The following is a 20,895-nucleotide window of genomic DNA, read 5'->3' as shown; positions in this document are numbered from 1 at the left end:
CGTCAAGATGCGGAATTAAATTCCGCACCGCGAAATCGAACAAAAGTACATCCCCACCAAGGAGGGACACCGTGAGCGAAGTGGTCAAGCTTGAGCGTCATGACGAAGTCGGGATCGTCACGGTCAACAGTCCTCCGGTCAATGCGCTGAGTGCCGCAGTTCGCGGTGGAATCCTGGAATGCATCAAGGCCGCAATCGCCGATCCCGCGATCAAGGGCATCGTTCTCACCTGCGCCGGCCGCACCTTCATCGCCGGCGCCGACATCACCGAATTCGGCAAGCCGCCGAAGCCGCCCGGCCTCAACGAAGTGCTGGCCGAGATGGAGAACTCGCCGAAGCCGATCGTGGCCGCAATTCACGGCACCGCGCTTGGCGGCGGCCTCGAGGTCGCGCTGGCCTGTCATTTCCGCGTGGCTGTCAAAGAGGCAAAGCTCGGCCTGCCCGAGGTGAAGCTCGGCCTGCTGCCGGGCGCCGGCGGCACCCAGCGCCTGCCGCGCGCGGTCGGCCCCGAGCTTGCCGTCAAGATGATCGTCGGCGGCGATCCCATTGGCGCTGCGGAAGCGCTGAAGAACGGCCTGATCGAGGAGATCGTCGAAGGCCCGGCTTCCGGTGGTGAGGCTTTCGTCCGCAAGCTGCTCGCCGAGAAGCGCCCGCTGCGCCGACTGCGCGACGACGATTCCAAGCTCGCGGCGGCGAAGGCCGATCGTTCGATCTTCACCAATGCGGTCGCTTCGATGACCAAGAAGTCGCGCGGCCTGGAAGCGCCGTTCGCGGCGGCCGATGCCGTCGGCTATGCCATCGACCTGCCGTTCGACGAAGGTCTAAAGAAGGAGCGCGAGGGCTTCCTGAAGCTCGTCGCCAGCGACCAGTCCAAGGCCCAGCGTTACGCCTTCTTCGCCGAGCGCGAGGCCGCCAAGATCGCGGGCGTCCCCGAGGGCACCAAGGCGCGTCCCGTTAACCGTGTTGCCATTCTCGGCGCCGGCACCATGGGCGGCGGCATCGCGATGTCCTTTGCCAATGCCGGCATTCCCGTCACCCTGATCGAGACCGGCGAGGAGCAGCTCAAGCGCGGCCTCGGCATCATGCAGAAGAACTGGGAAGCGACCGCCGCGCGCGGCGGCATCCCCGCTGACGCGCCGGCCAAGCGCATGGCGCTGATCACCGGCGTCGTCGGCATCGAGAATGTCGGCGATGCCGACCTCGTCATCGAAGCGGTGTTCGAGACCATGGCGGTCAAGCAGGAGGTGTTCGGCAAGCTCGACCAGTACGTCAAGCCCGGCGCGGTGCTCGCCTCCAACACCTCGTACCTCAACATCGACGAAATCGCGAAGGCGACCAAGCGTCCGCAGGACGTGCTCGGCATGCATTTCTTCTCGCCCGCCAACGTCATGAAGCTGTGCGAGATCGTGCGCGCCGACAAGACCGCGCCGGATGCGCTGGTGACGGCCGTGACGATCGCGCGAAGAATCGCCAAGGTGCCGGCCGTGGTCGGCGTCTGTGACGGCTTCGTCGGCAACCGCATGCTGGCCCAGCGCGGCAAGCAGTCCGAGAAGCTCTTGTTCGAAGGCGCGCTGCCGCAGCAGGTCGATGCCGTCGTGACGAAATTCGGCATGCCGATGGGACCGTTCGCGATGGGCGACCTCGCCGGCCTCGACATCGGCTGGCGCTCGCGCAAGGACCGCGGCATCAAGTCGGAGATCGCGGACGCGCTCTGCGAAGCCGGCCGCTTCGGCCAGAAGACCGGCAAGGGCTATTACAAATACGAGGCCGGCTCCCGCTCGGCGCTGCCGGATCCGGAGGTCGAGAAGCTGATCGACGAGACGCTGCTCCGTCTCGGCCGCAAGAAGCGCGTCGTCAGCGACGACGAGATCCTCGAGCGCATGATGTACCCGATGATCAACGAGGGCGCGAAGATCCTCGAAGAGGGCATCGCGGCGCGTCCCTCGGACATCGACGTGGTCTGGCTCTACGGCTACGGCTGGCCGATCTACCGCGGCGGCCCAATGTTCTGGGCCGACAGCGTCGGCCTCAAGCACATCGCCGATCGCCTGGCCTTCTACGCCAAGGAAACCAACGATCCGAGCCTCGAGCCCGCGCCGCTGCTGAAGAAGCTCGCCGCCGAAGGCAAGACCTTCGCCTCGCTGGCGGCGGGCTCGAAGGCGGCGTGATCGGATTGGCAGTGGCCGCGATTTCTTCCTCCGGGGTACGCTCTCTCCGTTCCCTCCCCCTTGTGGGGGAGGGGCAGGGAGGGGGTAGCCCCGGGCGAGGTCGGCGTCTGTGGCCACCCCTCTCCCCAACCCTCCCCCGCAAGGGGGAGGGAGCCCACCCGTCCGTGCCTGGCTTACGTGCAAAGTAACGAAGCGAAATGACCCATCCCGGCGAACAGTTTTATCCCGAAGGCGTGCATTGGGACGACACCATCGTCCAGGGAACGCTGCCTGACCTGTTGTCGAACGCCGCCGCGACTTACGGCCCGCGCACCGCGCTGGAATTTCGCGATCGTCCGATCACCTATACCGGGCTCGCCGCCATGGCCGAGCGCGCGGCCGCGGCGTTCCTGCGTGCCGGCATCGGCAGGAATAAATCCGTCGCGCTGTTCCTCGGCAACACGCCCGACCACCCCGTCAATTTCTTCGGCGCGCTGAAGGCAGGCGCCCGCGTCGCGCATCTCTCCCCGCTCGACGGCGAGATCGCGCTGACCCACAAGGTCTCGGACTCGGGTTCGCGCCTGCTGGTCACGTCCAACCTTGCCGCGCTGCTGCCGACGGCGCTGAAGTTCCTGGAGAAGGGCTTGATCGACCGCCTGGTCGTTTGCGAGGACGACGATTGGGGCAAGGTCGGCACGCCGCAGGCCGCAATTCCCAGCGATCCCCGCATCGTCACCTTCAAGGCCTTCGTCGAGGGCGCGGTCGCGCCGGCGCAATGGCCTGTTGTCGCGGCCGATGACGTCGCGCTGCTGCAATATACCGGCGGCACCACCGGCCTGCCCAAGGGCGCGATGCTCACCCACGGCAACCTCACCTCGGCGGTGTCGATCTACGACGTCTGGGGCAAACCGACGCGCGCGGCGCGCGGGGACGTCATCGAGCGTGTGATCTGCGTGCTGCCGTTGTTCCACATCTACGCGCTGACCGTCGTGCTGCTGTCCGCGCTCAGCCGCGGCAATCTGATCTCGCTGCACCAGCGCTTCGACGTCGAAGCCGTGATGCGCGACATCGAGGTCAAGCGTGCCACCTATTTCCCGGGCGTGCCGACGATGTGGATCGCGATCGCAGCGCTGCCCGACCTCGACAAGCGCGATTTCTCATCGCTCGCCACCATCGGCTCCGGTGGCGCACCGCTGCCGGTGGAAGTGGCAAAATTCTTCGAGCGCAAGATCGGCAAGAAGCTGAAAAGCGGCTGGGGCATGACCGAGACCTGCTCGCCCGGCACCGGCCATCCGCCTGATGGTCCCGACAAACCGGGTTCGATCGGCCTGATGCTGCCCGGCATCGAGCTCGACGTCGTCTCGCTGGAAGATCCGACCAAGGTGTTGCCATCGGGCGAAGTCGGCGAGATCCGCATCAAGGGTCCGAACGTCACCAAGGGCTACTGGAACAAGCCGAAGGAATCGGCGGAGTCCTTTGCCGACGGCCGCTTCCTTACCGGCGACATCGGCTATGTCGATGCCGACGGCTATTTCTTCCTGGTCGACCGCAAGAAGGACATGATCATCTCCGGCGGCTTCAACGTCTATCCGCAGATGATCGAGCAGGCGATCTACACAATTCCCGGCGTGCACGAGGTGATCGTGCTCGGCATCCCCGACCAGTATCGCGGCGAAGCCGCCAAGGCCTTCATCAAGCTCAAGCCGGACGCAAAGCCGTTCTCGCTCGACGATCTGCGCGCGCAGCTCGCCGGCAAGGTTGGCAAGCACGAATTGCCTGTAGAGGTCGAGTTCGTCGACGATCTGCCGCGCACGCCGGTCGGAAAATTGTCGCGCCACGAATTGCGCCAGCAGCAGAAACCGGCACAATCCACCCCATAGACGAGAAAGCTCACAGGAGGATCCCATGGATCTCGCATTCACGAAGGAAGAGCAGGCGTTTCGCGAGGAAGTGCGGTCGTTCTTCCGCGACAACGTGCCGCCGGACACGCGGCGCAAGCTGGTCGAGGGCCGTCATCTCTCGAAGGACGAGATGGTGACGTGGTGGCGCATCCTCAACAAGAAGGGATGGGGCACCAGCCATTGGCCGACGCAGTATGGCGGCACGGGGTGGACCTCGGTGCAGCACTACATCTTCAACGAGGAGCTGCAGTCCTATCCGGCGCCGCAGCCGCTCGCCTTCGGCGTCAGCATGGTCGGCCCCGTCATCTACACCTTCGGCAACGAAGAACAGAAGAAGAAGTACCTGCCGCGCATCGCCAACGTCGACGACTGGTGGTGCCAGGGCTTCTCCGAGCCCGGTTCGGGATCGGACCTCGCCTCGCTGAAGACCAAGGCCGAGCGCAAGGGCGACAAGTGGATCATCAACGGCCAGAAGACCTGGACCACGCTGGCCCAGCACGCCGACATGATCTTCTGCCTCTGCCGCACCGACAACAATGCCAAGAAGCAGATGGGCATCTCCTTCATCGTGTTCTCGATGAAGTCGAAGGGCGTCACGGTGCGCCCGATCCAGACCATCGACGGCGGCGTCGAGGTCAACGAAGTGTTCTTCGACGACGTCGAGGTGCCCTACGAGAACCTGATCGGCGAGGAGAACAAGGGCTGGGATTACGCCAAATTCCTGCTCGGCAACGAGCGCACCGGCATCGCGCGCGTCGGCGTCTCCAAGGAGCGGCTGCGCCGCATCCGCGAACTCGCCGGCAAGGTGGAATCCGGCGGCAAGCCGATCATCCAGGACGCCGCCTTCCGCGAGAAGCTGGCGGCCTGCGAGATCGAGCTGAAGGCGCTCGAGCTGACGCAGCTCCGCGTCGTCGCCGACGAAGGCAAGCACGGCAAGGGCAAGCCCAATCCGGCGTCGTCCGTGCTGAAGATCAAGGGCTCCGAGATCCAGCAGACCACCACCGAGCTCCTGATGGAAGTGATCGGCCCGTTCGCCGCGCCTTTCGACGTGCACGGCGACGACGGCTCCAACGAAGCCATGGACTGGACCGCCCAGATCGCGCCGAGCTACTTCAACAACCGCAAGGTCTCGATCTACGGCGGCTCCAACGAGATCCAGCGCAACATCATCGCCAAGGCGGTGCTGGGGCTGTGATGTCGCGCTATCACCACGCACTCGCCGTCATGGCCGGGCTTGACCCGGCCATCCACGCCTAGCGGCACGAAAGAACGTGGATGCCCGGCACAAGGCCGGGCATGACGAAATAGATACCCGGAGAGCAAAGAACATGGATTTTGATTTGACCGAGGAGCAGCGGCTTCTCAAGGACAGCATCGACGGCCTCTTGACCGATTCCTACGATTTCGAGAGCCGCAAGAAGTACATGAAGGAGAAGGGCGGCTGGAGCAAAGCCGTCTGGGGCAAGCTCGCCGAGCAGGGCCTGCTCGGCCTGCCGTTCAGCGAAGCCGAAGGCGGCTTCGGCGCCGGCGGCGTCGAGACCATGATCGTGATGGAAGCGCTCGGCAAGGCGCTGGTGCTCGAGCCTTATCTCGCCACGGTCGTGATCGGCGGCGGCTTCCTGCGCCACGCCGGCACCGACGCGCAGAAGGCGGCGCACGTGCCCGGGATCATCGACGGCAGCAAGACGCTCGCGTTCGCCCAGCTCGAGAAGAACTCGCGCTACGATCTCTTCGACGTCACGACGACGGCGAAGAAGAAGGGCGACGGCTGGGTCATCGACGGCGAGAAATTCGTCGTGCTCAACGGCGAGAACGCCGACACGCTCATCGTCACCGCGCGTACCAAGGGTGCCCGCCGCGACACCGGCGGCATCGGCGTGTTCCTGGTCCCTGCGAACGCGAAGGGCGTGACGAAGAAGTCCTACCCGACCCAGGACGGCCTGCACGCCGCCGACATCACCTTCACCGGTGTCGAGGTCGGCAGCGATGCCGCGCTCGGCAATCCCGAGGACGGTCTCGCGCTGATCGAGCGTGTGGTCGACGAAGCCCGCATTGCGCTCTGCGCCGAGGCGGTCGGCCTGATGGACGAATCGCTCAAGACCACGGTCGAGTACATCAAGACGCGCAAGCAGTTCGGCGTCGCGATCGGCTCGTTCCAGAGCCTGCAGCATCGCGCCTCCGACATGTTCGTCGCCGCCGAGCAGGCGCGCTCGATGTCGATGTTCGCGACCATGGCCGGTGATTTCGAGGACGCCAAAGAGCGTTCCAACGCGATCGCCGCGGCCAAGGTGCAGATCGGCAAGTCGCTGAAGTTCGTGGGACAGCAGGCGATCCAGCTCCACGGCGGCATCGGCATGACCATGGAGGCGAAGATCGGCCACTACTTCAAGCGCCTCACCATGATCGAGAACAGTTTTGGTGATACCGACTATCACCAGCGCCGCGTCGCGGATGCGGGTGGGTTGATCTGATCGCCGTATCGCGAGGCGGCAGCCGCACAAAGATCGTCATGCCCGGGCTTGTCCCGGGCATCCACGTCTTGGCGGTAACGAAGAACGTAGATGGCCGGGACAAGCCCGGCCATGACGGCGGAGCCAGCGGGCACCAAGTAGAAGAGGGAGACAGTCGATGAAAAACAACCCGTTCGATCTCACCGGCAAGGTCGCCATCGTCACCGGTTCCAGCCGCGGCATCGGTCGCTCCTCCGCCGAACTGCTCGCAAAGCTCGGCGCCAAGGTCGTGGTCTCCTCGCGCAAGGCCGACGCCTGCAAGGAAGTCGCCGACGGCATCAACGCTTCCGGCGGCGACGCCACCGTCATCCCCTGCAACATCGCGCGCAAGGCCGAGGTCGAGGCGCTGGTCGCGGGCACGATCAAGCACTACGGCAAGATCGACATCCTCGTCTGCAACGCCGCCGTCAATCCCTATTACGGCCCGCTGCTCGACATCACGGATGAAGCCTTCGACAAGATCATGGGCAGCAACGTCAAGAGCAACATCTGGCTCTCCGCGCTGACGATCCCGCAAATGGCCGAGCGCGGCAACGGCTCCGTCGTCATCATCTCATCGATCGGCGGCCTGCGCGGCTCCACCGTGATCGGTGCCTACGGCATCTCCAAGGCCGCCGACTTCGCGCTGTGCCGCTCGCTCGCCGGCGAGTGGGGCCCGAAAGGCGTCCGCGTCAACTGCATCGCGCCCGGCCTCGTAAAGACCGATTTCGCCCGCGCCCTCTGGGAAGACGAAGCCAACCTCAAGCGCCGCACCGCCACCACCCCGCTCCGCCGCATCGGCGAGCCCGACGAAATCGCCGGCGCGGTGGCCTACCTCGCCTCGGATGCGTCGAGCTTCATGACGGGACAGACCATCGTGATCGACGGCGGTGTGACGACGGCAGCCGTCTAACCTCTACCACTTGCAATTGCACGACGGTGTCGCTTCACTTACCCTCCCCTCGAGGGGGAAGGTGAAGCCACAGCAATGGTCTCAACATCAATCCGCCGCGCCGCCGCAAAGAAGCTGAGAGCCAACTCGACGCCGCACGAACGGATTCTGTGGCGCGCCCTCAAGGACCTTCCGATGGACGGCTCCCACTTCCGCCGACAAGCCCCCATCGGTCCCTATGTCGTCGATTTCTTCTGCCCGGCCAAGCGCCTCATTATTGAACTCGATGGTGGCCACCACAACGAAGATGATGTGGCGGTACGCGACCTCGAACGCCAATGCTGAGCTCGAGAACGAAGGCTATCGCGTCATCCGATTCTGGAATTCGGAGATCACGGCCGATCTGACGGCGGTGCTCGAACGAATCTATGTGGAGCTCTACGGATCGCGCGAGGCGGAAGCGCGGCCACTGAGACATCGCCGGAAGTAGCCGCGGCGTCTCCTACCCTCCCCTGGAGGGGAGGGTCGACCGCGCGAAGCGCGGGCGGGGTGGGGTGATCTCTCCTCTCGGGCACTGCCAGATATGGAGAGACCGTCACCCCACCCCGTCTCACATTTCGCTTCGCTCAATGTGAGCCGACCCTCCCCTCCAGGGGAGGGTAAGAGGCGAGCCGCCTTGACCTCCTGCCGGCAATCCCGTTTTCTGCCCCGATACAACGACCCTCTTCCGGGAACACGCCAAGGGACCCCGCCATGTCTTTCGTCCTCGCCATAGACCAGGGCACCACCTCGTCGCGCGCCATAGTGTTTCGCAGCGATATCTCGATCGCCGCCCGCGCGCAGCAGGAGTTTCCGCAGCATTTTCCGGCCTCGGGCTGGGTCGAGCACGAGCCGGAGGACATCTGGACCTCGACCGTGATGGTCTGCCGTGATGCGATCGCGCAGGCCGGCATCACCGCTAAGGACATCGCCGCGATCGGCATCACCAATCAGCGCGAGACCACCGTGGTGTGGGATCGCGCCACCGGCCAGGCCGTGCACCGTGCCATCGTCTGGCAGGACCGCCGCACCGCCGACATCTGCGCGAAATTGAAGGCCGACGGTCGCGAGCCGGTGATCTCGCAGAAAACGGGATTGATCATCGATCCCTATTTCTCCGGCACCAAGGTCGCCTGGATTCTCGATCACGTTCCCGGCGCCCGCGCGCGCCGCGCGCGGCGAATTGATGTTCGGCACCGTCGATTGCTATCTGCTCTGGCGCCTCACCGGCGGCAAGGTGCACGCCACCGACGCCACCAACGCCTCGCGCACGCTGCTGTTCAACATCCACACCGGCGCGTGGGACGACCAGCTTCTCGAGATCATCGGCGTGCCGCGTTCGATGCTGCCCGAGGTAAAGGATTCCTCGGCCCATTTCGGCCAAAGCACGCCGGACCTGTTCGGCGGCGCGATTCTCATCTCAGGCATCGCCGGCGACCAGCAGGCCGCCACCATCGGCCAGGCCTGCTTCCGCCCGGGCATGATGAAGTCGACCTACGGCACCGGCTGCTTCGCGCTGCTCAACACCGGCACCACGCCGGTGGTGTCGAAGAACAAGCTGCTCACCACCATCGCCTATCAGCTCCAGGGAAAACGCACCTATGCGCTCGAAGGCTCGATCTTCGTCGCGGGCAGCGCGGTGCAATGGCTGCGCGACGGCCTCGGCATCATCAAGCACGCCGCCGAAACCGGGCCGCTCGCCGATCAGTCCGACTCCATGCAAAGCGTCTACCTCGTCCCCGCTTTCGTCGGCATGGGCGCGCCCTACTGGAATCCGCGCGTCCGCGGCGCGCTGTTCGGCCTCACCCGCAACACCGGCCCCGCCGAACTCGCCCACGCCGCGCTGGAAAGCGTCTGCTATCAGACCTTCGATCTCTGGGCCGCGATGCGCGCCGACTGGCCGAACTCCGACACCGCCAACGTCGTGCTCCGCGTCGACGGCGGCATGACCGCCTCCGACTGGACCATGCAGCGCCTCGCCGATCTCCTCGACGCGCCGGTCGACCGCCCCGTGATCCAGGAGACCACGGCATTAGGCGCCGCCTATCTCGCCGGTCTCGAAGCGGGCGTCTATCCCGAGCCAACCAAGTTCGCCGACAACTGGCGCCTCGAGCACCGCTTCAAGCCGGTGATGAGCCAGGCGACACGCGAGCGGAAACTGGCCGGCTGGGCGCGCGCGGTGAAAGGCGTGCTGGCGAGTGATGAGGGAGAGTAGCTTCGATGAAAGCAACCTTATCCTAGGTTGCACAAGAGCATCTGAACTTCGAGTGACTCCATTTCCTGACTCCAACGACCGAGGGTTTGAAGCCCATTTTTTACATCGCGGTACTCTGGAAGGCTGGCTAAGATAGTGGCTGCCGTCGCGCTATATTCTGATGTTGGTTTCGCTTCCTCAAGCAGCGCCAGCATCCCTCTTTCCAATTGACCTAACCTTCTTCGATCCGATCGAGATGCAAGGCATTCTTCTGCTAGAATAGCTAATCGTTCGATTGCTTCGCTCACTGAGCTGCCAATTTCAAATCGCGCTCTAACCGATCGATTCGTTTCATTTAAGTAGGTGTACTCGACGACTCGGCGTCCCTTATCATCGCGTCCTCGCAATCGGTAGTTAATTAGAATTAGATGGTGTCGGGGATCATCCCGCGTTGGATCGACTAACTCTCCATCGGAGTCGATGTCATAACTTCCCTTGTTCACGTTGCAGCGCTTGCACGCCGGCAGCAGGTTCGTCCATTCTACAACCATAGTGGGGTGCCGGTCTTTGCAGTAGTAATGATCGACCTCCATGTATTTGGATTCTTCGTCTATCCGTGCTTCGCAGTACACGCACTTGTTGTGCGACATTGCTAGTAGTGCTTTGCGGATGTATGGCTTGTTCCAGACAGCTTTGTTTCTGTCCGCGAGATACTCGGCAGTTAGCTCTTGAATTTTAATTGCTGTCAGTTCGTCGGGGCACGGCGGACGCTGGACTCTAATCATCGAAGCGGCCCGCGATGGGTCCTGCCTGCAATCTTATCAATTTTCGTAAGTGACTTGCCGGATGAATCATGGCTTCAAGTTCAGTTCTCCAGAATCGTACCGACTCAGAATCTTCACGTTCTATTGCTGAATCGAACTGTCGCATCGCATTGGAAAACTCGTTGGAAGTGGTGTCGTTAAGGCCCATCACATCAGTCAATATTTCCTCGATAGTCCAGCCTTTAAAGCCATATCGACTTGTTTCGAACCTACCCACGCGGGGGGCTGAGACTTCGTCGCTTATGAGTGCAATAACTTCGTCACGCTCTGCGTGTTGGATCATATGAGGGCTGTGAGTGGTTACAATAAACTGAACTAAAGGATACGCTTCCTTCAGTGCCCCAACGATCTTCTGCTGCCAAGTGGGGTGAAGATGGAGGTCAAGTTCGTCGATTAGGATCACGCCAGGAAAGGACTGTGCGGGAGCTTCGAAGCCTCTAACTTCGATCTCGCGGATTATTCCAAGAAGCATAGCGAGTGAAGCTCGAAATCCTGATGATAAATATTCAAACGGGACGCTTCCCTGAGGAGTGTCAACGTATGCGTCGAACGATGCGGCGTCGATGGTGCGGAAGCGCACCCTTCTATCTAAGATGGAGAAGCACTCTTTCGCGAAAGCTAGATCCTCCATTTGCCGCGGGCTTAAGCTGTTCTGATGAGCGGAAAAAAGGTAGCGGTTGGCGAGCCACCGCTTCAGATCACTTTGCTCGATCCCTGAAATTGCTGACATGCTCCAATGATTTTGATCGCTGGATGGATCGCGAGTGATTGCATCTAGGCGAGAATAAACAAAGTCTCGTGTTGCCTTAAAATACAAGACTGAACGGCTCATCTCTACGAAGACGTTTTGAAATTTGTCGTGTTCGGCCGGAAGTAGGCCTTCAGACAGCCCAGTGGCGGTATGAAAGCTGTCGCCTAAGCTAAACTGCACATTCCACTTTCCCGGCCGGCTCGCTGCCGCTCGTCGCCGCAGGTTAGACTGGTGATGTGAGAAAGCGCGAGCAATTACGGACAAGATTGTGCTTTTGCCGACTCCATTAGCGCCGCAAAGGAGATTGAATCGGGGAGAGAAGTCGATTTGTATCTCTTCGAAACATCCGATATCGCTTGCAACTAAATGCCTGATTTTGACTGGTTCAGTCTTCATGAAACCTCATTTTTGTTCAACTTTGGCGAGCGTATCCGCAAATCAAGTTCTTGCGCAAACCTAAAACACCTCCTGCCTCGCCCGCGCCAGCGAAAATCCCCGCTGCATCGCATTGAAGCACGTCAGCCCCGTCTGCTCCGACCGGCATGTGAATCCCGCGCGCTGCCACACCTCGCCATAGGCGAGCACCGGCAGCGATGGGTCCATCACTGTGTCGCCGGCGCAGATGCGACCGGCGTTGCCCTTCGCGCTCATCTCGAAGGCGTTGCCCCATTCGAGGTCGCAATCCGCCGGCCGGCGCGGGCGCGTGTCCATGTTCATGATGTCGCAGCGGAGTACGCCTTGGCCGTTGTCGGTGAAGAACTGGCAGGCGATGTTTTTCGACGGCGTCTGGAAGCCGATCGGGCGGTCCTGGGCGTGGGCGAGGTTAGCAGCGGCGAGCAAGACACCCAGAATGACAGGCCAGAAATATCGCATCAGATCGTGCCTCGACCCAGAATCGTCAGGCCCGGACTTGATCCGGGCATCCATCAAACTCTAGTCTGAAGATCGATGGATTGCCGGGTCAAGCCCGGTAATGACGAGAGAAACCCATGTTCCTGATCGGCCAATACGATTCCCCCTTCGTCCGCCGCGTCGCGATTGCGTTGCGGCTTTACGGGCTCGCCTTCGAGCACAGGCCGTGGTCGACCTTCGGCGATGCCGACAGGATCGCGCCGTACAATCCGCTGCGCCGTGTGCCGACGTTGGTGCTTGATGGCGGCGAAGCGCTGATCGAGAGCGCGTTCATTCTTGACCATCTCGATGAGCTTGTCGGGCCCGACAAGGCGATGCTGCCGCACGCGGGCGCCGAACGACGCCGGCATCTGCGCATCTGTGCGCTCGCCTCCGGCCTCGGCGACAAGGCCGTGAGCCTGGTCTATGAGCGCGTGCTGCGAAAGGAGCAATTGGCGCTGTGGGTCGCGCGCTGCGAGGCGCAGATCAACGACGTGCTCAGGGTGCTGGAAGACGAACGGGCGAAGGTGCCGACGCCCTACTTCCTCGGCGAGCGCATCGGCCACGCCGACGTGATCGTGGCCTGCGTCCTCCGCTTCACCGGCGAAGCGCATCCGCAACTCCTCGATGCCGCCCGCTATCCGGCGCTCGCGGCGCATGCCGAGCGCTGCGAGGCGCTGGCGCCGTTCCAGGAGATCGTGCAACCCTTGGCGCCGCCGAGCGGCTAGGCCGCCTTACCCTCCCCTGGAGGGGAGGGTCGATCGCGCGCAGCGCGAGCGGGGTGGGGTGATCTCTCCACTCGGGCACCGCATCTGTGGAGAGACTGTCACCCCACCTTGGTTCGCTTTCGGCTTCGCTGCATGCGAACCGATCCTCCCCCTCCAGGTGAGGATGGAGACCGGGAGTGCCGACTGACCGATCTCATCGCGCTAGGCAAACCCGACCTTGATCAGAATGGTCAGGAAAAGTCCGCCGACGACCGCGCAGACCGCGGCGCCGATCAGCGGGCCCAGCGCGCCTTCGCGGCTCGCAGGCTCCAGCACCGCATGCCCCGGCCGCTCCGGATCGTAATGGACCTGGACGGTCTGCCCGGGATGATATTTCGCTGCGGCTTCTTCGGCGACTTCGCGCAGCCCTGAAATCATGGTGCCGCCCCAATTGACTTCGGTGCCGACGAAGTCGCGCTGGCCGACCTTGTAGGCATAGCGGAGGTCGACTTGATAGCGGTGTTGCATCTTGGTCGTCGTCGGCCTGTTGTCGTGTTCGGTCTTCTCCTCGACGATCTCCTCGACCACGGCGCAACGGGTGACCTTGCCGGCCGCGGTCGGCCAGCGCAGGCTGGCGCTCGCCAGCCGGCGCGTGCTGACATACTCGATCACGCAGAACACGCCACCGATGAGCACGATGACCGGCAGGGCGAAAGCGAACAGCGGCACCCCGTTGCCGGCGTAGAGCACGTGCCCCGCGACCGAGTGCGCGGTCAGGGTGGCTGCTATCAAGCCGAACACGATCGTGAATGCCACGAGCGCGGCGAGGTTCTGCGCCGCGGCCGGCTCCAGCAGCGCCTCGGCAGGCTGCTTCGGGTCGACATAGACGTCGACATGGGCGCCGACCGGATAGCGCCCGGCCAGCTTGGCCGCGAGCACCTTCGTCGTCATGGCGATGCCGCCGACGAAGACCTTGTCGCCTTCCAGCTCCTCACCGCCGGCACGATAGCGATAGCGGATGACCGGCTTGGCATCGTTCTGGTCGTCGGAGACGTGGGCTTCGGGTTGCTCGACGGTGGAGACCGTGATGACGCCCACCACCTTGTCCCAGCTCCGTGCGGCCTGCATCCGGCCCCGCATGCGCACCAGATTGACCAGCATCAATCCGAACAGAAGGACCGAGATGCCGGCGGCAATCTGCGTCCACATCAATTGTTGGGCATTCAGCATCCCGTTCCCTGCTCCCCTGCGGCGACCGCCATTGGTCGCGGCGGGCCGTCGATGCGTTCACGGTGCCGGGCAGGCTTCTTGTCCTCCCCTGGAGGGGTCTTGGAGGGACAGGGCGATCGCATATGGATTTAACTGGGATCGCGGGCTTGCTCCGGCCTCTCCCGCGCGCGGGAGAGGCCGACGCGCCCCGGAGCATCGTCCCGCGCGCGGCGGGTGAGAGTTCTCACCACTGGGGGATTTCCTCCGCAATTCGCGACAGTCCCATTGCGGAGGCAGCCCTCACCCCAACCCTCCCCCGCACGCGGGGGAGGGAGCTCACTACCGATGCCGCCACACTGTGCATGCCATATGCGATAGCCTTACCCCCAGTGGAGGATGAAGACTTCACCGTCGATGCTTATCTCCGCGTGCAGGGGTTGACGTCGCCCGCCACCGTTTTCATGACGATCGGATTTGGCGACAGCCTGATGCCGAAGAACAATTGAGAGCCGGACACCTTGTCCTCCGCGCCATCGTGGACATCGAGGTCGAGCTTCGCCGCGATCTCGGATGTCAGCTTGGCCTTCTCCTCCATCGAGATCTTGTTGCTGTATTTGATCTCGTAGACGACATCGGCCTCCAGGACGGATCGCGTCTGGCACACGACGCCGCCGCTGGAAATGTTCTGGGTGACCGCATCCTCGCATTCGGATTTCAGCAACGCATTCCGGGTCGAGATCAGCGACTCGTCGGAAATCAGCAGAATGTTGGCGTTCTCGAGCTTGAGGTTGACAGCCTCGACCTGCTGCATCCCGGCGACGGCCGACAGCTTCTCCCTGACCTGGGCCGACACGTCGAGCTTCTTCTCGAGCCGATTGCTTCAGGTCACGGTCCACGGTTCGGGATTTCTGGATCTTGCTGACCAGCAATGTCGGATCGACTTCGCAGGTCGGATGCAGTTCCAGCCTGCCGTTGCTCAGATATTCGATCGTGTTGATCGTGCCGGGCCCGCCGAACGTGCTCGGCGGCACCACCTCGAAATATCCGGTCTCGGAGAGGATGGCTGTGATCGTCTGCTTCTTTCGCGGGTATCCGGCCCAGACAGCAACCATCACCAGTGCGACCGCGACGAAAACGCCGCTACCTAGCCAAAACCACCCGCGGCCAACTACTTTCCCGGGCAGCACAACTGATTTTTCTCGCCGCATGGCACGTAGCCTTTCGGACAGTCCGCCGCGGCAATCGTGGGCAGCACGACGAGAGCGATCGCGGCGACGAACAGTGCAATGAACTGCTTCATATGTTCGATCCCAAGCAAATCGTCGGTTTGGTAGTACACCGATAGACTAACCAACCGAGGTTGAGTGGACAAGTGAACGAGTTCACACGAGTCCGGTTCCCGCGATCAATTTTGTCCGTTGTCTGAGACGCAAGTGGAGCGTCGTGACGTCGCCACTTGCTGCGAGCGCAGCGAAGCAATCCAGACTGTCGCCGCGGAAATCGGTCGCGCTTCGCCTACACGCCGACCTGACACGCGCGGCTGGCAATGATGAAATATTACAGGTGTTTTGCCCGACGGAGCAAGCGATTTCTCTAAAACAGAAATTCGCCAGGCCTTTCAACCCCACGTCTACTGTGCATGGGGTTGTTTTCGCATTTTGTTTTGGAGGCGAGCCTATGCCGCCCCCGCGCGCTTCGTCTGCCAGACCAGATGCACCGCGCAGGTGCAGCCCGGCGGATGCGAGGCGAGGTCCTTTGACGTCTCGTCGTTCGCGGGCGTTGCCGCGAACGCCTTGTCGCCTCCCTCGCGCGACGGGATGTAGTTCAGCACCGGCGCGAGCCAGCGTTCTGTTTCGGTCACCGTCATGCCCTTGCGCGCGGCGTAGTCCTCGACCTGGTCGCGCTCGATCTTGCCGACGCCGAAATAATAGCTCTCGGGGTTGGCGAAATAGAGCCCGGATACGGAGGAGCCCGGCCACATCGCAAAGCTCTCGGTCAGCTTCACGCCGGCGGTGTTCTCGGCATCGAGTAGCTCGAACAGCGCCGCCTTCTCGGTGTGATCGGGCTGGGCGGGATAGCCTGGCGCGGGGCGAATGCCCTGGTACTTCTCCAGGATCAGTTCGTCGGTCGACAGCGCTTCGTCCGGCGCGTAGGCCCAGAACTCGCGGCGCACGCGGGCATGCATGCGCTCGGCGAAGGCTTCGGCGAGGCGGTCGGCCAGCGCCTTGCACAGGATCGAGGAGTAGTCGTCATTGGCCATCTTGAAACGGTCGGCGACCGCGTCCTCGCCGATGCCGGCGGTGACGACGAAGCCGCCGACATAGTCGGGAACGCCGGTGCCGGCAGGCGCGATGAAATCGGACAGCGCGGCGTTGAAGCGGCCCTCGCGCTTCTCGAGCTGCTGGCGCAGCGTGTGCAGCGTCGCGATCGTCTTGGTGCGGCTTTCGTCGGCATAGAGCACGATGTCGTCGCCTTGCGCATTCGCGGGCCAGAAGCCGACCGTGGCGCGCGCCCGGAACCATTTCTCCCTGACGATCAGGTCGAGCATCTTTCGCGCGTCGTCATACAGCGAGCGGGCGACCTCGCCGACCTTGGCATCGTCGAGGATGGCGGGGAAGCGACCGGCGAGTTCCCAGGTCTGGAAGAACGGGGTCCAGTCGATATAGGGCACGAGCTCGGCGAGGTCGTAGTCGTCGAAGCTGCGGATGCCGAGGAAGGTCGGCTTCACCGGCTTGTGCGCGGCAAAGTCGACCGGCACGCGGTTGGCGCGGGCCACGTCCAGCTTCAGCCGCTTCTTGTCGGCCTGCGCGCGGAAATGCGCGTCGGAGATCTTTGCGTATTCGGTCCGTACATCGGCCGCATAAGCTTCGCGCTTCTCCGGCGACAACAGCGACGAGGCCACGCCGACGGCGCGGCTGGCGTCGTTGACATGTACGACGGGTCCGGCGCGATAGTTCGGGTCGATCTTGACCGCGGTGTGCACGCGGCTCGTCGTTGCGCCGCCAATCAGCAGCGGCAGCTTCAACCCTTCGCGCTGCAATTCGGCGGCGAAGAACGCCATCTCGTCGAGCGAGGGCGTGATCAGGCCGGACAGCCCGACAATGTCGGCCTTCTCCGCCTTCACGGTCTCGACGATCCTGGCCGCCGGCACCATCACGCCGAGGTCGATGACCTCGAAGTTGTTGCACTGGAGCACGATGCCGACGATGTTCTTGCCGATGTCGTGGACGTCGCCCTTGACGGTCGCGAGCACGATCTTGCCGGCGGAGGACGAGCCTTCGGTGCCGATGCCGTTGGCAAGGTTGCGCGCCTTCTCCTCCTCCATGAACGGCATCAGCCAGGCCACCGCCTGCTTCATCACGCGCGCGGACTTGACCACCTGCGGCAGGAACATCTTGCCGTCGCCGAAGAGATCGCCGACCACGTTCATGCCGGCCATCAGCGGACCTTCGATGACGTCGAGCGGGCGCGAGGATTCCTTGCGGGCCTCCTCGGTGTCGACTTCGATGAATTCGGTGATGCCGTGCACCAGCGAATGCGACAGCCGCTTGGCCACAGGCCATTCGCGCCAGGCCAGATCAGCTTCCCTGGTCTGGGTCTTGTTGCCGCGGAATTTCTCCGCGAGCGCGAGCAGGCGCTCGGAAGCGCCGGGGTCGCGGTTGAGGACGACGTCCTCGCAGACCTCTCGCAATTCGGCATCGATGTCGTCATAGACGATCATCTGTCCGGCATTGACGATGCCCATGTCCATGCCGGCCTTGATGGCGTGATACAGGAACACCGAGTGCATGGCCTCGCGCACCGGCTCGTTGCCGCGGAACGAAAACGACAGGTTGGAGACGCCGCCGGAGATATGCGCGCCCGGCAGGTTCTGGCGGATCCAGCGCGTCGCCTCGATGAAGTCGACGCCGTAATTGTTGTGCTCCTCGATGCCGGTCGCGATCGCGAAGATGTTCGGGTCGAAGATGATGTCTTCCGGCGGGAAGCCTACGCGGCCCACCAGGATGTCGTAGGCGCGCTTGCAGATATCGGTCTTGCGCGCGAACGTGTCGGCCTGACCAAGCTCGTCGAACGCCATCACCACCACGGCGGCGCCGTGACGGCGGGCAATCTGCGCCTCGTGGATGAACTTCTCCTCGCCTTCCTTCATCGAGATCGAGTTGACGACCGGCTTGCCCTGCACGCATTTCAGGCCGGCCTCGATCACCGAGAATTTCGAGGAATCGACCATCACGGGGACGCGGGCGATGTCGGGCTCGGCGGCGACGAGGTTGAGGAATGTCACCATCGCCGCCTCGGAGTCGAGCAAGCCCTCGTCCATGTTGACGTCGATGATCTGCGCACCGTTCTCGACCTGGTCGCGCGCGACCTGCAGCGCGGCGGTGTAGTCGCCGGCGGTGATCAGCTTGCGGAAGCGCGCGGAGCCCGTGACGTTGGTGCGCTCGCCGACGTTCACGAACGGGATCGCGTCCGTCAGCACGAATGGCTCGAGGCCGGAAAGCCGCAGGCGCGGCTCGATCTCCGGCACGATGCGCGGCTTGTGCGGGGCGACGGCCGCGGCGATCGCGGCGATATGCTCCGGCGTGGTGCCGCAGCAGCCGCCGACGATGTTGACGAGGCCGTCACGCGCGAATTCGCCGACCAGGCGTGCCATGTAGTCCGGCGTCTCGTCATACTGGCCGAATTCGTTGGGCAGGCCGGCGTTCGGATAGGCGCAGACCAGCGTATCGGCGACGCGGCCGATATCGGCGATATGCGCGCGCAGATCCTCGGCGCCGAGCGCGCAGTTGAAGCCGATGGTAATGGGCTTCGCATGCCGCACCGAATGCCAGAACGCCTCCGGCATCTGCCCGGAGAGCAGGCGGCCGGATTTGTCGGTGATGGTGCCCGACACCATCACGGGAACGTCGATGCCGCGCGCTTCGATGATCTCGGCGATCGCGTACAGCGCCGCCTTGGCGTTCAGCGTATCGAAGATGGTCTCGACCAGCAGCAGGTCGACGCCGCCGTCGAGCATGCCGTTGATCTGCTCGCCATAGGATTTGCGCAGATCGTCGAACGTGACGGCGCGGTAGCCGGGATTGGAGACGTCGGGCGAGATCGAGGCGGTGCGGTTGGTCGGGCCGATGGCACCTGCGACGAAGCGCGGCTTGCCGTCCTCGGCCTCGACGCGGCGCGCGGCATTGCCAGCGAGGCGGGCGCCTTCGCGCGCCATCTCGTAGACGATGTCGGTGAGGTCGTAATCGGCCTGCGCGATCGAGGTGGTGGAGAAGGTGTTGGTGGCGACGATGTCGGCGCCCGCGCGCAAGTAGGCGGCGTGGATGTCCTCGATCGCCTGCGGCTGGGTCAGGATCAACAGATCGTTGTTGCCGCGCAGGTCACGATGGAAGTTCTTGAACCGCTCGCCGCGGAAGGCGGCCTCGTCGAACTGGAGGTTCTGGATCATCGTGCCCATGGCGCCGTCGAGCACGAGAATACGCTCGCGGGCGGCATTGAGCAGGGCAGTTCGCTTGGGAGAGATGGCTACGGTCATTTTTTCTTACGCCGCCTTCTGCGCGCTCTTGGCGCGGATGCCGAGCAAATGGCTAATCGCGAACACGAGATCGGCGCGGTTCATGGTGTAGAAATGAAAGGTGTCGACGCCGTGCTTGGCCAGCTTCTGCACCTGGCCGGCCGCGACGGTCGCGGCCACCAGCTTGCGGGTCTCGGCATCGTCATCGAGGCCCTCGAATTTGGCGGCGAACCAGTCCGGCACGCTGGTGCCGGCGCGGGTGACGAAGGCTCTCGCCTGCTTGAAATTGTGCATGGGCATGATGCCCGGCACGATCGGGATGCTGATGCCGCGGGCGCGGACGCGGTCGAGATAGCGGAAGTAGAGATCGTTATCGAAGAACACCTGGGTGATCGCGCGGGTCGCGCCGGAATCGACTTTGGCCTTCAGGGTGTCGATGTCGGCGTCGAAGTCGCGCGCTTCGGGGTGCTTCTCAGGGTAGGCCGAGACCGAGACTTCGATATCCGCATGCCGCTTCTTGATTCCAGCGACGAGATCGGCCGAACTCTGGTAGCCGTCGGGATGGCTGGAATAGGGTGTGCCGATGCCGCCGGCCGGGTCGCCGCGCAAGGCCACGATGTGGCGGACGCCGACCTCGTGATAGCGGTCGACGATCTCGTCAATCTCGCCGCGCGAGGCGCCGACGCAGGTCAGATGCGCGGCCGGCAGCAGCGCGGTCTCCTTCAGGATGCGCGCGATGGTGGAATGAGTGCGCTCACGGGTCGAGCCGCCGGCGCCATAGGTTACCGAGACGAATTTCGGATCGAGCGGGGCCAGCCGGTTGATGGTGTCCCAGAGATTGCGCTCCATATCTTCCGTCTTGGGCGGAAAGAACTCGAAGGAGATCGCAGGCCGCTGGACGGCAAGGTGCCCGTCTTGCCCGTCGGCGTGGGCAGGCGTCGTCGGATCGGTCATGGCACCACTCACTCCAGATTCTGGCGGCCGGCGGTCAGCTCTAATTGGGAGAGGCTAAGATAGGGCAAGGAGCGGCCTCTCGACAGCCCATCGGAGGTGGGAAATGGCCCATCTGTTACTGATAGATGCCAAATATTGCGCTGCATCAAGTTCGAGTGGGAATCCCTCCAAAAGAGGAATATATCCGAAATATTAGGTGTATAATCGAATATTTGAAGCTGGCAGGCTCGCCTCTCTTGGGTGGGCAGTGTGTAGAGTGCGTTATGGATGGGGATTCTGTCCCAACATTGCGTTTTGATCGGGCCAGCGGGTTCGCGGTCGGCACACGTCAGACCTGCGTTGGCTGCCCATTGCCGCCCCGCCAGCCTCCACTACGTTAGCGCGC

General features: G+C 63.2%; 16 protein-coding genes and 1 pseudogene. 9 read left to right on the top strand and 8 right to left on the bottom strand.

Annotated elements, in window-relative coordinates:
• The first annotated feature begins 71 nt into the window (after positions 1 to 71).
• The 8 genes and pseudogenes from ACQ86E_RS10200 (at position 72) to glpK (ending at position 9,683) form a co-directional block, all read left to right on the top strand.
• The gene (locus ACQ86E_RS10200) at positions 72 to 2,168 is read left to right on the top strand and encodes a 3-hydroxyacyl-CoA dehydrogenase NAD-binding domain-containing protein (protein WP_431205272.1); all 2,097 of its coding nucleotides are present in this window, start codon (positions 72 to 74) and stop codon (positions 2,166 to 2,168) included.
• 197 nt (positions 2,169 to 2,365) lie between these two features.
• Complete coding sequence (gene pimA, locus ACQ86E_RS10195) at positions 2,366 to 4,027, top strand: dicarboxylate--CoA ligase PimA (protein WP_431205271.1); 1,662 nt, start codon at positions 2,366 to 2,368, stop codon at positions 4,025 to 4,027.
• Between the two features lie 25 nt (positions 4,028 to 4,052).
• Positions 4,053 to 5,243, top strand: coding sequence for a pimeloyl-CoA dehydrogenase large subunit (gene pimC, locus ACQ86E_RS10190; RefSeq protein ID WP_431205270.1), 1,191 nt, complete (start codon positions 4,053 to 4,055; stop codon positions 5,241 to 5,243).
• Between the two features lie 133 nt (positions 5,244 to 5,376).
• Positions 5,377 to 6,519: a pimeloyl-CoA dehydrogenase small subunit gene (gene pimD / locus ACQ86E_RS10185; RefSeq protein WP_431205269.1), complete on the top strand. Its 1,143-nt coding sequence runs from the start codon at positions 5,377 to 5,379 to the stop codon at positions 6,517 to 6,519.
• A 157-nt stretch (positions 6,520 to 6,676) separates the two neighbouring features.
• Complete coding sequence (locus tag ACQ86E_RS10180; RefSeq protein WP_431205268.1) at positions 6,677 to 7,450, top strand: SDR family NAD(P)-dependent oxidoreductase; 774 nt, start codon at positions 6,677 to 6,679, stop codon at positions 7,448 to 7,450.
• A 75-nt stretch (positions 7,451 to 7,525) separates the two neighbouring features.
• Positions 7,526 to 7,774, top strand: a complete 249-nt coding sequence (locus tag ACQ86E_RS10175; RefSeq protein WP_431205267.1) for an endonuclease domain-containing protein — start codon at positions 7,526 to 7,528, stop codon at positions 7,772 to 7,774.
• Positions 7,737 to 7,919, top strand: coding sequence for a DUF559 domain-containing protein (locus ACQ86E_RS10170; RefSeq protein WP_431205266.1), 183 nt, complete (start codon positions 7,737 to 7,739; stop codon positions 7,917 to 7,919). Before ACQ86E_RS10175 ends, ACQ86E_RS10170 begins: the two co-directional genes overlap by 38 nt.
• Positions 7,920 to 8,182: 263 nt before the next feature.
• Positions 8,183 to 9,683: pseudogene (gene glpK, locus ACQ86E_RS10165) on the top strand (glycerol kinase GlpK).
• Between the two features lie 17 nt (positions 9,684 to 9,700).
• Here glpK and ACQ86E_RS10160 read toward each other — a convergent pair.
• From ACQ86E_RS10160 to ACQ86E_RS10150, 3 genes are read right to left on the bottom strand one after another with little or no spacing between them, the layout of a single operon-like run.
• Positions 9,701 to 10,447, bottom strand: a complete 747-nt coding sequence (locus ACQ86E_RS10160) for a hypothetical protein (RefSeq protein WP_431205265.1) — start codon at positions 10,445 to 10,447, stop codon at positions 9,701 to 9,703.
• A complete protein-coding gene (locus tag ACQ86E_RS10155; protein WP_431205264.1) occupies positions 10,440 to 11,633 on the bottom strand; it encodes an AAA family ATPase in 1,194 nt (397 codons plus the stop codon). The genes ACQ86E_RS10160 and ACQ86E_RS10155 overlap by 8 nt, the downstream gene beginning before the upstream one ends.
• Positions 11,634 to 11,693: 60 nt before the next feature.
• A complete protein-coding gene (locus tag ACQ86E_RS10150) occupies positions 11,694 to 12,110 on the bottom strand; it encodes a DUF6636 domain-containing protein (RefSeq protein ID WP_431205263.1) in 417 nt (138 codons plus the stop codon).
• A 116-nt stretch (positions 12,111 to 12,226) separates the two neighbouring features.
• Here ACQ86E_RS10150 and ACQ86E_RS10145 point away from each other — a divergent pair, with 116 nt between their 5' ends.
• Positions 12,227 to 12,856, top strand: a complete 630-nt coding sequence (locus ACQ86E_RS10145; RefSeq protein WP_431205262.1) for a glutathione S-transferase family protein — start codon at positions 12,227 to 12,229, stop codon at positions 12,854 to 12,856.
• A gap of 201 nt (positions 12,857 to 13,057) precedes the next feature.
• On the opposite strand, the gene ACQ86E_RS10140 is transcribed toward ACQ86E_RS10145, so the two are convergent.
• The 5 genes from ACQ86E_RS10140 to metF all read right to left on the bottom strand — a co-directional run bounded on the left by ACQ86E_RS10140 (position 13,058) and on the right by metF (position 20,510).
• Positions 13,058 to 14,065, bottom strand: a complete 1,008-nt coding sequence (locus ACQ86E_RS10140; protein WP_431205261.1) for a DUF3592 domain-containing protein — start codon at positions 14,063 to 14,065, stop codon at positions 13,058 to 13,060.
• 397 nt (positions 14,066 to 14,462) lie between these two features.
• Positions 14,463 to 14,897, bottom strand: a complete 435-nt coding sequence (locus ACQ86E_RS10135) for a hypothetical protein (protein WP_431205260.1) — start codon at positions 14,895 to 14,897, stop codon at positions 14,463 to 14,465.
• A gap of 315 nt (positions 14,898 to 15,212) precedes the next feature.
• Positions 15,213 to 15,383 (bottom strand): hypothetical protein, encoded by a 171-nt coding sequence (locus ACQ86E_RS10130; RefSeq protein ID WP_431205259.1) that lies wholly within the window; start codon positions 15,381 to 15,383, stop codon positions 15,213 to 15,215.
• A gap of 336 nt (positions 15,384 to 15,719) precedes the next feature.
• Positions 15,720 to 19,577 (bottom strand): methionine synthase, encoded by a 3,858-nt coding sequence (gene metH, locus ACQ86E_RS10125; RefSeq protein WP_431205258.1) that lies wholly within the window; start codon positions 19,575 to 19,577, stop codon positions 15,720 to 15,722.
• A 6-nt stretch (positions 19,578 to 19,583) separates the two neighbouring features.
• Complete coding sequence (gene metF / locus ACQ86E_RS10120; RefSeq protein WP_431205257.1) at positions 19,584 to 20,510, bottom strand: methylenetetrahydrofolate reductase [NAD(P)H]; 927 nt, start codon at positions 20,508 to 20,510, stop codon at positions 19,584 to 19,586.
• Positions 20,511 to 20,895: the final 385 nt, after the last annotated feature.

Source organism: Bradyrhizobium betae (assembly GCF_050632175.1).
In the GTDB taxonomy this organism is placed as follows: Bacteria; Pseudomonadota; Alphaproteobacteria; order Rhizobiales; family Xanthobacteraceae; genus Bradyrhizobium; species Bradyrhizobium betae_B.
Note: the sequence above shows the minus strand (reverse complement) of the source record. Positions and strands in the feature narration are given on the sequence as shown.